The sequence below is a fragment of the Lelliottia sp. EB106-05-01-XG201 genome (assembly GCF_058791735.1).
Genome location: NZ_JBYTDV010000001.1, coordinates 4,689,011 through 4,701,091, shown reverse-complemented (window position 1 = coordinate 4,701,091; position 12,081 = coordinate 4,689,011). Strand labels below are relative to the sequence as shown.

At 56.4% G+C, this 12,081-nt stretch carries 13 protein-coding genes; 8 read left to right on the top strand and 5 right to left on the bottom strand.

Translation table 11 applies throughout. The annotated features are described in order from the left end of the window. Positions 1 to 21 precede the first annotated feature (21 nt). Complete coding sequence (gene yiiM, locus AC3WS9_RS21970) at positions 22 to 696, top strand: 6-hydroxyaminopurine reductase (RefSeq protein WP_492490254.1); 675 nt, start codon at positions 22 to 24, stop codon at positions 694 to 696. Between the two features lie 156 nt (positions 697 to 852). On the opposite strand, the gene cpxA is transcribed toward yiiM, so the two are convergent. Continuing rightward, a complete protein-coding gene (gene cpxA / locus AC3WS9_RS21965; RefSeq protein ID WP_095283986.1) occupies positions 853 to 2,226 on the bottom strand; it encodes an envelope stress sensor histidine kinase CpxA in 1,374 nt (457 codons plus the stop codon). Then, entirely contained in the window at positions 2,223 to 2,921 is a 699-nt protein-coding gene (gene cpxR, locus AC3WS9_RS21960; protein WP_006179159.1) for an envelope stress response regulator transcription factor CpxR, read from the bottom strand. The genes cpxA and cpxR overlap by 4 nt, the downstream gene beginning before the upstream one ends. A gap of 150 nt (positions 2,922 to 3,071) precedes the next feature. Between cpxR and cpxP the strand changes: the two genes are divergently transcribed. From cpxP to AC3WS9_RS21930, 6 genes are all read left to right on the top strand, one after another. Further along, the gene (gene cpxP / locus AC3WS9_RS21955; protein ID WP_248859345.1) at positions 3,072 to 3,572 is read left to right on the top strand and encodes a cell-envelope stress modulator CpxP; all 501 of its coding nucleotides are present in this window, start codon (positions 3,072 to 3,074) and stop codon (positions 3,570 to 3,572) included. A gap of 153 nt (positions 3,573 to 3,725) precedes the next feature. Continuing rightward, positions 3,726 to 4,631, top strand: a complete 906-nt coding sequence (gene fieF, locus AC3WS9_RS21950) for a CDF family cation-efflux transporter FieF (protein WP_282492157.1) — start codon at positions 3,726 to 3,728, stop codon at positions 4,629 to 4,631. Between the two features lie 175 nt (positions 4,632 to 4,806). Further along, positions 4,807 to 5,769: a 6-phosphofructokinase gene (gene pfkA / locus AC3WS9_RS21945; RefSeq protein WP_100778363.1), complete on the top strand. Its 963-nt coding sequence runs from the start codon at positions 4,807 to 4,809 to the stop codon at positions 5,767 to 5,769. Between the two features lie 212 nt (positions 5,770 to 5,981). After that, on the top strand, positions 5,982 to 6,971 hold the full coding sequence (locus AC3WS9_RS21940) for a sulfate ABC transporter substrate-binding protein (protein WP_492490253.1): 990 nt from the start codon (positions 5,982 to 5,984) through the stop codon (positions 6,969 to 6,971). Between the two features lie 104 nt (positions 6,972 to 7,075). Beyond that, positions 7,076 to 7,819, top strand: a complete 744-nt coding sequence (locus AC3WS9_RS21935; protein WP_282492155.1) for a CDP-diacylglycerol diphosphatase — start codon at positions 7,076 to 7,078, stop codon at positions 7,817 to 7,819. 73 nt (positions 7,820 to 7,892) lie between these two features. After that, entirely contained in the window at positions 7,893 to 9,197 is a 1,305-nt protein-coding gene (locus AC3WS9_RS21930; protein WP_492490252.1) for an SLC13 family permease, read from the top strand. 71 nt (positions 9,198 to 9,268) lie between these two features. Here AC3WS9_RS21930 and tpiA read toward each other — a convergent pair whose 3' ends face one another. Both tpiA and AC3WS9_RS21920 read right to left on the bottom strand, forming a co-directional pair. Further along, positions 9,269 to 10,036, bottom strand: coding sequence for a triose-phosphate isomerase (gene tpiA / locus AC3WS9_RS21925; protein WP_100778367.1), 768 nt, complete (start codon positions 10,034 to 10,036; stop codon positions 9,269 to 9,271). Between the two features lie 111 nt (positions 10,037 to 10,147). Further along, entirely contained in the window at positions 10,148 to 10,738 is a 591-nt protein-coding gene (locus tag AC3WS9_RS21920; RefSeq protein WP_282492152.1) for a DUF1454 family protein, read from the bottom strand. 112 nt (positions 10,739 to 10,850) lie between these two features. Here AC3WS9_RS21920 and AC3WS9_RS21915 point away from each other — a divergent pair, with 112 nt between their 5' ends. Further along, positions 10,851 to 11,270 carry a DUF805 domain-containing protein gene (locus tag AC3WS9_RS21915; RefSeq protein WP_492490251.1) on the top strand — a complete coding sequence of 140 codons (420 nt, stop codon included), beginning with the start codon at positions 10,851 to 10,853 and terminating at the stop codon, positions 11,268 to 11,270. On the opposite strand, the gene fpr is transcribed toward AC3WS9_RS21915, so the two are convergent. Further along, positions 11,271 to 12,017 carry a ferredoxin--NADP(+) reductase gene (fpr, locus tag AC3WS9_RS21910; RefSeq protein ID WP_492490250.1) on the bottom strand — a complete coding sequence of 249 codons (747 nt, stop codon included), beginning with the start codon at positions 12,015 to 12,017 and terminating at the stop codon, positions 11,271 to 11,273. It abuts the gene before it with no gap. Between the last annotated feature and the right edge of the window lie 64 nt (positions 12,018 to 12,081).

Below are 12,081 nucleotides of genomic sequence, written 5' to 3'. Positions count from 1 at the left end.
TGCCTCAAGGAGCAACGAACCATGCGCTATCCGGTGAATGTGTTTACAGGGAAGATCAGAGACTACGACGGCAGTCGCCCGAGCGCCATTGCCAAAGTACAGGTCGACGGTGAACTGACTCTGACCGAACTCGGGCTGGCGGGAGATGAGCAAGCCGAGAAGAAAATCCACGGCGGGCCAGAGCGCGCGCTGTGCCACTATCCGCGCGAGCACTATCAGCACTGGGCGCGGGAATTTCCCGAGCAGGCGGATCTGTTCGTTGCCCCGGCGTTTGGTGAAAATCTGTCGACGGACGGGATGACCGAGCAGAACGTGTTTATCGGCGATATTTTCCGCTGGGGTGATGCGTTGATTCAGGTGACGCAGCCGCGTTCGCCGTGCTTTAAGCTGAACTACCATTTCGGCATCAGCGATATGTCCGCGCAGCTGCAAACGGCGGGTAAAACCGGCTGGCTGTATCGGGTGGTTCTGGCAGGGCAGGTGTCGGCGGATGCGCCGCTGGAGCTGGCGTCGAGGCTCAGCGATGTGTCGGTTTATGATGCCTGCGCGATTGCGTGGCATATGCCGTTTGATGATGAGCAGTATCGTCGTTTGTTGTCGGCAGCGGGGTTATCCACCAGTTGGACGAGAACGATGCAGAAGCGGCGTATTAGCGCGCAGATCGAGGATAATTCGCGGAGATTGTGGGGGAAATAGAGGTTCCGTGCGGCTTGCGTTGCTCGGTGGCGCTACGCTTACCGGGCCTACGATTAGGTTTTGTAGGCCGGGTAAGGCGTAGCCGCCACCCGGCACATAGCCCGCACCGAACCCGTAGGCCGGGTAAGGCGTAGCCGCCACCCGGCACCACAGCGACTACGAACGCTTGTACAGCGGCAACCACAGCGTCAACCGCAATCCACCCAGCGGACTATCGTCGGCCTTCACCCAGCCGCGATGCTGCTGAATGGCGGTCTCAACAATCGCCAGCCCCAGCCCTGTCCCACCGGATTCACGATCGCGCGCTTCATCGGTGCGATAGAACGGACGGAAAATCTGCTCGCGATCTTCCGGGCTCACGCCAGGACCGTCATCATCCACGTTGATGGTGATGCCGTCTTTATCGACCGAGAACGCCACCTCAATCTTCGTATGCGAGTACCGCAGGGCGTTACGCACGATATTCTCCAGCGCGCTCTCCAGCGTGTTGGGGTTACCGTACAGCGGCCATGGGCCAGGCGGGAAGTTGACGGTGAACGACTTGCCCATCTGTTCCGCTTCGAACGCCGCGTTGTCCAGCACCTCGTGCCACAGGTGATTGGCTTTCACCGTTTCGCTCACCAGCGCGTTTTTCTGCTGATTGCGCGACATCACCAGCAGATCGTTGATCATACTGTCCAGACGATGCGCTTCCATCTCGATACGCTCCAGCTCTTTGCTCTCACCGCTGCGACGACGCAGCAGGGCGGTGCCCAGCTGTAAACGCGTCAGCGGCGTGCGCAGCTCGTGGGAGATGTCCGACAGCAGGCGTTGCTGAGTGGTCATCATTCGCTCGAGCGCGGTGACCATCTGGTTAAAGCTGGCCCCGGCGGCGAGGAATTCCTGCGGCCCGGCTTCCAGCTCCGGGTGCTGCCGCAGGTTGCCCTGCGCCACTTCATCGGCGGCGTTTTTCAGCTTACGCGCCGGTTTTGCCAGGCTCCACGCCAGCCATAACAGCAGGGGAGAACTCAGCAGCATGGTGACAATCAGCAGCAGCAGCGGTCGGTCAAACAGCAGGTTGATAAAGTCGGTCTGGGAGCTGCTCGCCGGGCGAATCAGATAGAGTTGGTAATTATCTTCCCCATCCTTGATGGAAAATGGCCCTACCATCTCTACCCGACCGTATTTCTTTTTCTGCGGGTGATCGGCGTTATCCGCCTGGCCAATGAAGTTGCGGATGATCTGCATTTCATTGCGTTCCGCGCCAATCACGCGGCCTTCGCTGGTGACCAGCAGCAGGCGTTGTCCGGGCGGCGCCCACTTGTCGATAGCGCGAAACAGCCTGCGCCACCACATCAAATCGTTAGGCGGGTCGTTTGCCAGTTCGGCTTCCACGTGTTGCTCGATCATCACGCCCTGACGTTGCTCGCTGTCGAGAAGCTCCGTCATCTGGCGTGAGTCGAGTTTAGGCAACATCAAAACCAGCATTAAAACCAGTGCCAGCGTCAGCCAGAAAATGGCGAAGATGCGGGCGGTTAAACTGCCTATCATGAAGCGGAAACCATCAGATAACCGCGACCACGCAGGGTTTTAAACCATGGGTGACCGTCTTTGCGCTCCGGCAGCTTACGGCGCAGGTTAGAGATGTGCATGTCGATGGCGCGGTCAAACGGCGTAAGGCGCTTGCCGAGCACTTCCTGGCTTAAATGTTCACGCGAGACCACCTGGCCGAGATGCTGCGCCAGCAGGTACAGCAGGGTAAACTCGGTGCCGGTCAGTTCCAGCGTCTGGCCGTCGAAGCTCGCTTCCTGGCGGCCCGGGTTCAGGCTCAGGGAGTCCACTTCTAAGGTCGGAGAACTGTTGTCCGTATTTTGCTGCTGCTCGCTCCAGTGGGAACGGCGCAGGATAGCGCGAATACGGGCGACCAGTTCACGGTCGTTAAAGGGTTTAGGAAGATAGTCATCCGCGCCCAGCTCAAGGCCGAGAACGCGATCCAGTTCGCTGCCGCGCGCGGTCAGCATGATGACGGGAGTCTGGTGTGTCTGGCGTAATTCTTTCAGCGTATCGATACCGTTTTTCTTCGGCATCATCACGTCAAGCAAAAGCAAATCAATGCTGTCGTCAAGCAGACTCAGCGCCTGTTCCCCGTCATGGGCAACCAGAACGTTAAAGCCTTCCATGTCGAGCAACTCTTTTAAAAGGGATGTGAGCTCTCGGTCATCATCAACTAACAGGATTTTATTCATTGTTTAAATACCTCCGAGGCAGAAATTACGACATCAAGGCTATCTAATCCATGACTTTACGTTGTTTTACACCCCCTGACGCATGTTTGCAGCCCGAATCGTAAACTAGCTCTCGTTGAATCGCGACACGAAAGATTTTGGGAGCAAGTGATGCGCAAAGTTACCGCTGCCGTCATGGCCTCAACACTGGCGTTTAGTGCTCTTAGCCAGGCTGCTGGAGTCATCACCGGCGATAACGGTCCCTCGGCAGAGGGTATTACGCAGCACAGTGGCCAAAGCAACATGTTTGACGGCATAAGTTTAACCGAACATCAGCGTCAACAGATGCGAGATCTGATGCACAGGGCACGACACGATCGACTCCCTGTTAATGTTAGCGAAATGGAGACAATGCATCGCCTTGTCACCGCAGAAAATTTTGACGAAAGCGCTGTACGCGCTCAGGCAGAAAAGATGGCGCAGGAACAAGTTGCCCGCCAGGTCGAAATGGCCAGGGTTCGCAACCAGATGTTCCACCTGCTATCGCCCGAGCAGCAAGCGGTTTTGAACGACAAACATCAGCAACGGATGGACCAGTTGCGTGAGGTTGCCCGGATGCAACAAAGCTCTGAGACAAAGTTTTTCAGTAGCAATACCCGTAGTAACCAGTAGACCCTGTTTTCCTTGCCATAGACACCATCCCTGTCTTCCCCCACATGATGTGGGGGTTTTTTTTGCCCTTCATTCAAGTTTGTTAACCGTTTATTCATCCTTTGACTCCTTTTCCATCCGTTATACTAGCGGCATGGCATGACAGGAGTGTTTATGAATCAATCCTATGGCAGGCTGGTAAGTCGTGCCGCAATCGCCGCGACGGTCATGGCGTCGTGTTTGCTGATCATCAAAATTTTTGCGTGGTGGTATACGGGCTCGGTCAGTATTCTGGCGGCGCTGGTGGATTCGCTGGTGGATATCGCCGCGTCCCTCACTAACCTGCTGGTGGTGCGTTATTCCCTGCAACCGGCGGATGAAGAGCACACGTTCGGCCACGGCAAGGCGGAATCGCTGGCGGCGCTGGCGCAAAGTATGTTTATTTCCGGCTCGGCGCTGTTCCTGTTTTTGACCGGGATTCAGCATCTGGCGTCACCGACGCCGATGAAAGATCCGGGCGTCGGCGTGGTGGTCACCGTTATCGCACTTATTAGCACAATTGTTCTGGTAACTTTCCAGCGCTGGGTAGTTCGCAGGACGCAAAGTCAGGCGGTACGGGCGGATATGCTTCATTATCAGTCTGATGTTATGATGAATGGCGCGATTCTTATTGCGCTCGGACTGGCGTGGTACGGATGGCATCGTGCCGACGCATTGTTCGCGTTAGGGATTGGGGTTTATATTTTATACAGCGCCCTGCGCATGGGGTATGAAGCGGTGCAATCGCTTCTCGACCGCGCGCTTCCCGATACCGAACGAGAAGAAATCTTTGAAATCGTCACCTCCTGGCCCGGCGTCAGCGGGGCTCACGATCTTCGTACGCGGCAGTCAGGGCCGACCCGCTTTATTCAGATTCATTTAGAAATGGAAGACAATTTACCGCTGGTTCAGGCCCACTTAGTGGCTGAACAGGTAGAGCAGGCGATTTTGCAGCGTTTCCCGGGTTCGGACGTGATTATTCACCAGGACCCCTGCTCAGTCGTACCCAGGGAAGGCAAAGGACATTTTGAGCTTTCGTAATTCGTTGTAAAAAAGTGAGCCAGGCCAGCATTTTGTGGATAAATTACCGCCATTGGGTCTGACCTGAATCAATTCAGCTGGAAGTGATTGATATACTATTTGCAGTATTGGTTGGTCGAATAGACGTCTTCCGGCAACAGATTTCATTTTTGCATTCCTAAGTTCAGAGGTAGTCATGATTAAGAAAATCGGTGTGTTGACAAGCGGCGGTGATGCGCCAGGCATGAACGCTGCCATTCGTGGAGTTGTGCGTGCAGCGCTCACAGAAGGTCTGGAAATTTTTGGCGTGTATGACGGTTACCTGGGTCTGTATGAAGACCGCATGGTGCAACTGGATCGCTACAGCGTATCTGACATGATTAACCGTGGCGGTACCTTCCTCGGTTCTGCGCGCTTCCCGGAATTCCGCGAAGAGCACATCCGCGAAGTGGCTATCGAAAACATGAAGAAACGCGGCCTCGACGCGCTGGTAGTTATCGGCGGTGACGGCTCTTATATGGGTGCAAAACGTCTGACTGAAATGGGCTTCCCATGCATCGGTCTGCCGGGCACCATCGACAACGACATCAAAGGCACTGACTACACCATCGGCTTCTTCACCGCGCTGGGTACCGTTGTTGAAGCGATTGACCGTCTGCGTGACACCTCTTCATCTCACCAGCGTATCTCCATCGTTGAAGTGATGGGCCGTTACTGTGGCGACCTGACCTTGGCGGCAGCTATCGCGGGCGGCTGTGAGTTCATCGTGGTACCAGAAGTGGAATTCAGCCGCGAAGATCTGGTTAACGAAATCAAAGCGGGCATCGCGAAAGGTAAGAAACACGCCATCGTGGCGATTACCGAGCACATCTGTGACGTTGATGAGCTGGCGAAATACATCGAGACCGAAACCAAACGCGAAACCCGCGCCACGGTTCTGGGTCACATCCAGCGCGGCGGCTCACCGGGTCCTTACGACCGTATCCTGGCTTCCCGTATGGGCGCGTATGCGATCGATCTGCTGCTGCAGGGCCACGGCGGTCGTTGCGTCGGTATTCAGAACGAAAAACTGGTTCACCATGACATCATCGACGCGATTGAAAACATGAAGCGTCCGTTCAAAGGTGACTGGCTGGACTGCGCGAAAAAGCTGTATTAATCGCAGCTTGATGCCCGGTGGCGCTTCGCTTACCGGGCCTACGGTTTATGCATTTGTAGGCCGGGTAAGGCGAAGCCGCCACCCGGCATTTTTACGCCCACCGATTATTTTTTATTCCACTCCGTTATAGTCAATCTTTTTTTATTCTTTAATCATTGGTTCGCTTTCTGGCACGCTGCATTCATCAAACACAACACAATGAGAGTTGGAAGATGAATAAATGGGGCGTGGGGTTAACGTTATTGCTGGCATCAAGCAGCGTTCTGGCGAAGGATATCCAGCTACTGAACGTGTCGTACGATCCGACGCGTGAGCTTTACGATCAATACAACAAAGCCTTTGCGGCCCACTACAAACAAGAAACCGGCGATAACGTGGTGATTCGCCAGTCGCACGGCGGCTCAGGCAAACAGGCGACCTCCGTCATCAACGGCATTGAAGCCGATGTGGTCACGCTGGCGCTGGCCTATGACGTTGACGCCATTGCGGAACGTGGTCGTATTGATAAAAACTGGATCAAACGCCTGCCGGACAACTCTGCGCCGTACACCTCGACCATCGTCTTCCTGGTGCGTAAAGGCAACCCAAAACAGATTCATGACTGGAGCGACCTGATTAAACCAGGCGTGTCGGTCATCACCCCGAACCCGAAAAGCTCCGGCGGCGCACGCTGGAACTATCTGGCGGCGTGGGGCTACGCTTTGCATCACAACAACGGTGACCAGGCCAAAGCCCAGGATTTCGTCAAATCCCTGTTCAAAAACGTTGAAGTACTGGACTCCGGCGCGCGCGGCTCGACCAATACCTTCGTTGAACGCGGTATCGGCGACGTGCTGATTGCGTGGGAAAACGAAGCGCTGCTGGCGACCAACGAACTCGGCAAAGACAAGTTTGAAATCGTGACGCCAAGCGAATCGATTCTGGCTGAACCGACCGTTTCCATCGTCGACAAAGTGGTCGAGAAAAAAGACACCAAAGCGGTGGCAGAAGCCTACCTGAAGTATCTCTACTCGCCAGAAGGCCAGGAGATCGCCGCGAAGAACTTCTACCGTCCACGCGATGCGGCGGTGGCGAAGAAATATGACAGCGAGTTCCCGAAACTGAAGCTATACACCATCGACGAGGAGTTTGGCGGCTGGGCGAAAGCACAGAAAGAGCACTTCTCTAACGGCGGTACCTTCGACCAGATCAGCAAACGCTAATCAACGCATGACACGGTGGCCCGGCGCGAGAAATCCGCCGGGCTTTTTTATTTGTCATGATTTTGCGTTACTCTTTCGCCTCTTACGAAAACAGGGAACGCGTTATGAAGAAGATCATTGCCCTCATTGTGGCTGTCGTTGTCCTCGCCGCTGGCGGCTGGCTGTGGATGAAGACCGGCAATCCCGACGCGTTACGCCACATCGTTCTCGACCAGTGTGTGCCGAATCAGCTGAACAACCGTCAGCCCGCGCCGTGCGCGCAGGTTAAACCGGACGCCGGTTACGTGGTGTTTAAAGACCGTAACGGCCCGCTGCAGTATCTCCTGATGCCGACGTACCGCATCAACGGCACCGAAAGCCCGCTGCTGACCGAGCCGCAAACGCCTAACTTCTTCTGGCTGGCGTGGCAGTCGCGCAATTTTATGAGCATGAAACGCGGGGCAGATGTGCCTGACAGTGCGGTCTCCCTGACCATCAACTCCCCGACCGGACGCACGCAAAATCACTTCCATATCCATATCTCCTGCCTGCGCGCCGACGTGCGCGAAAAGTTGGATGCGAATCAGGGGCAGATCAGCACCCAGTGGCTGCCATTCCCCGGCGGACTGGAAGGGCATGAATATCTGGCGCGACGGGTGACGGAAAATGAGCTGGTGCAGCGCAGTCCGTTTATGATGCTGGCCGATGAACTGCCGGAAGCGCGCGAGCACATGGGCCGCTTTGCGCTGGCGATGGCCCAGCAGTCCGACGGCTCCTTTGTGCTGCTGGCGACGGAGCGCAATCTGCTGCTGCTTAACCGCGCGTCCGCTGAGGAATTGCAGGATCATCAATGCCGTATCCTCCAGTAACCCCACCATAAATCGCGTTTACTCGCGCTGCCTGTCCCCGTAGACTTGCTGAAAAAATCTACAGGAGACAGGTATGTCGCTCTGGTTTACCCACCCTCTGTTCCTGCCCTCGGTTATCGTTGGCGTCACCATCGTGCTGTGGGCGACCTCGCTCCTGCCGGAATTTATCACCGCGCTGCTGTTCTTCACGGCGGCGATGACCGCCAAAATCGCGCCACCGGATGTGATTTTTGGCGGCTTTGCCTCGTCGGCGTTTTGGCTGGTGTTCAGCGGATTCGTGCTCGGCGTGGCGATCCGCAAAACTGGCCTGGCGGACAGGGCCGCGCGGGCGCTCTCGGCGAAGCTTACCGATTCGTGGCCGCTGATGGTGGCGAGCGTGGTGTTGCTGAGTTATGCCCTCGCGTTCGTGATGCCGTCGAATATGGGCCGCATCGCGCTGTTGATGCCGATTGTGGCGGCGATGGCGAAACGGGCCAGCATCGCGGACAGCTCGCGGGCGTGGTATGGCCTGGCGCTGGCCGTCGGGTTCGGCACTTTTCAACTTTCGGCGACCATCCTGCCCGCTAACGTCCCGAACCTCGTGATGAGCGGCGCGGCGGAAGGCTCATACGGTATCCACCTGAACTACGTGCCTTATCTGCTGCTGCACACGCCGGTGCTCGGCATTCTCAAAGGGCTGATTCTGATCGGCCTGATCTGCTGGCTGTTCCCAGGCGCGCCAAAACCCGCGCGGGATCTCGCCCCCGCCGAGCCGATGGGGCGCGATGAGAAGCGTCTGGCGTGGCTGCTGGCGGTGGTGCTGGTGATGTGGGTGACGGAGAGCTGGCACGGCGTAGGCCCGGCCTGGACGGGGCTGGCGGCGTCGGTGATTGTGATGCTCCCGCGCATTGGCTTCATTACCGGCGAAGAGTTTTCGGCGGGGGTGAATATGCGCACCTGCATCTACGTGGCGGGGATTCTGGGGCTGGCGATCACCGTGACGCAAACGGGTATCGGCAGTGCCGTTGGTGAGGCGCTGCTGCACCTCATGCCGCTCGATGCGGATAAACCCTTCACCAGTTTCCTCGCCCTGACCGGCATTACTACGGCGCTCAATTTCATTATGACCGCCAACGGCGTGCCCGCGCTGTACACCACCCTGGCGCAAAGTTTCTCGGATGCGACCGGTTTTCCGCTGCTGTCGGTGATTATGATTCAGGTGCTGGGATATTCCACGCCGCTGCTGCCGTATCAGGCGTCGCCGATTGTGGTGGCGATGGGGCTCGGGAAAGTGCCTGCGAGAGCGGGGATGTTGCTGTGTCTGGCGCTGGCGGTCGCGACCTATCTGGTGCTGCTGCCGCTGGATTATCTGTGGTTTAGCCTGTTGGGACGGCTGTAAAAAAGCCCGGTGGCGGCTTCGCCTTACCGGGCCTACGACTCATGGGCGGGGCTCACCCGCCACATCGGCAATTAAGCCTGTTTAGCCGCTTCTGCTGCTTTAACGATCACCGCGAAAGCGTCCGCTTTCAGGGATGCGCCGCCAACCAGCGCGCCGTCGATGTCCGGCTGGGTGAACAGCTCTGCTGCGTTAGACGCGTTTACAGAACCGCCGTACTGGATGATCACTTGCTCAGCCACTTTCGCGTCGGCTTTAGCAATGTGGTCACGGATAAATTTGTGAACAGCCTGTGCCTGCGCTGGAGTCGCAGATTTGCCAGTACCGATCGCCCAAACTGGCTCGTAAGCGATAACCACGCCTTCGAACGCTGCTGCGCCCTGAGTTTTCAGTACTGCGTCGATCTGACGTGCGCACACTTCTTCGGTTTTGCCCGCTTCGTTTTCTGCTTCGGTTTCACCGATGCACAGAACCGGAGTCAGACCCTGTTCTTTCAGCACAGCGAATTTCTTCGCGATGAACTCGTCGGATTCTTTGTGGTAAGTACGACGCTCAGAGTGACCGATGATGATGTACTGTGCGCCGATATCTTTCAGCATTTCTGCAGAGGTTTCACCGGTGAATGCGCCAGACAGGTTAACGTCCACATTCTGCGCGCCCAGCACGATGTGGCTGCCGTCAGCGGCGTGTTTAGCCAGATCCAGATAGATGTCTGGTGGAGCGATCGCTACCGCACAGCCGGTCACGCCAGCCAGCTCTTTACGCAGGTTGGCAATCAGCTCGTTTACCATGTGGCGGCTGCCGTTCAGTTTCCAGTTACCCATCACTAAAGGATGTCGCATTTCAATTCTCCACGCTCAATAAGCGAATTAAGGATTATGGCCGCCCGTGAGAGCAGCATGGTCTGTGAATCAGTATAGAGATTTTCCCTCGAAAGGCTTTGCTTTTTGTCATTAATTCGCCCCTCCGAGTGCGTCAGATAGTGCCAGCTTAATCGGTTCAACAGCGAAGGTCAGTCCCTTTTCACCGTTATCTGCGACAACATAGCGGATCGCGCCTTCCGTTTCCGCGTAGTAGCGTTTGTTTTTGCCGCTGGTCAGCAATTTTTGCAGCTTTTGCTGGCTCTGGGCTTTGGTCAGAATCGGGGTAAAGGCGCGTAAAATGGCGCTCATGTACTCCAGCGCTTTGGCTTTCGCGGCTTTTTGCTCCGGGCCCTGAATCGGCAGCCAGGTGATTTGCATGCTTTTGATCTTCAGCGTGCCGCGCTCCAGCGCCGTGGAGGCGTAGAGATTTTCGTTAATTTTGCTGGCGGCGCGGGTCAGGGTAGGGGTATCGCGGGCGCTGTCGATGGCGCGGAATTCGCCCAGCGGCAGCTTCGGGTTCTCTTTGTTGAAGGCTTCGCGAAACTCACTGATCGACTGATCAAACGACGGCGCGCCCTGCAGAAGATAGGGCGCAGTCGCCGGCGCGTCGGCGGCGAAAATGGAAAAGCTGGCGCTCAGCAGGGTGCAACACAGCCAAAAAGAGTAAGCCCAACTTTTCATGAAGATTGTCCCTGTACGTTACTGTTCATGATTAAAACGATATCTGGTCTGCTTGTCAAAAAGTCACCACTCCAGGGTAAACTACGCGCCATACGATAATAAGGAACCTGACATGACCATACAGCAGTGGTTGTTTTCATTCAAAGGGCGTATTGGACGCCGTGATTTTTGGATCTGGATTGGTACGTGGATTGTCGCGATGCTGGTGCTTTTCGGCCTGGCCTACAGCAACTGGCTGGGCACCCAAACGGCGGCGTTTGCGCTGGTGTGTCTGTTCTGGCCAACGGCGTCGGTGATGGTTAAACGTCTGCACGATCGCGGACGCTCTGGCCTGTGGGCGCTGCTGATCATTCTGGCGTGGATGCTGGTCGCAGGAAACTGGTCGATGTTGCCGTCCATTCTGCCGTGGGTAGTGGGCAAACTGATCCCGACCGTCATTTTTGTGATGACCGTGATCGACCTGGGCGCGTTTGTTGGCACCCAGGGCGAAAATAAATACGGGAAAGACACCCTGGACGTGAAGTACCTCTGATCACCAGTAGTGTTCAGCGGTCATATGGCCCGGTCGACGACGCAAGTGTTTGGTCATCTGCCGGGAATCTTTCAGCAACTGCTGGGTATCGCGCACCATCTGCGGGTTACCGCACAGCATCACGTGGCTGTTTTCGGTGGTCATCGTCAGCCCAACGGCTGCTTCAAGCTCTCCGCTCTCAATCAGCGCCGGAACGCGCCCGGTCAGCGAGCCTTCCGCTGTTTCGCGGCTGACCACGGTCTGGATTTTCAGCTTCCCTTCGTAACGCTTTTCCAGTTCCTGCATCAGCGGGAGATAGCTCAGGTCGACGGCATAACGCGCGGCGTGAACCAGCACGATATTGTTGAAACGCTCCAGATCCTTGCCGTACTGTAAAATCGACAGATACGGCCCGATGGCGGTGCCGGTCGCCAGCATCCATAGGGTGTCGCAGTCCGGAATCTCCTCCAGCACGAAGAAACCCGCCGCTTCGCTGACGATCTGAACCTCGTCGCCCGGTTTCAACGCCGCCAGACGCGGACTTAATTTACCGTCTGGCACGGTGACCAGATAAAACTCCAGATCCGGATTATCGGGCGCATTGACGTAAGAGTAAGCGCGCTGCACGCGCTCGCCGTCAATCTCCAGCCCCAGCTTGGCGAATTGCCCGGCGGTAAAAGGGTGAATGGGGGCATGCACGGTGAGGCTAAATAGTGCATCGGTCCAGAACTCTACCTTAGTGACTTTTCCTGTTACCCACTCCGCCATAACATTCTCCTGAGCTGTTTTCTTACGCTATCTTCCATTCTTGCGAGGGAGATTTCCAGCCTGC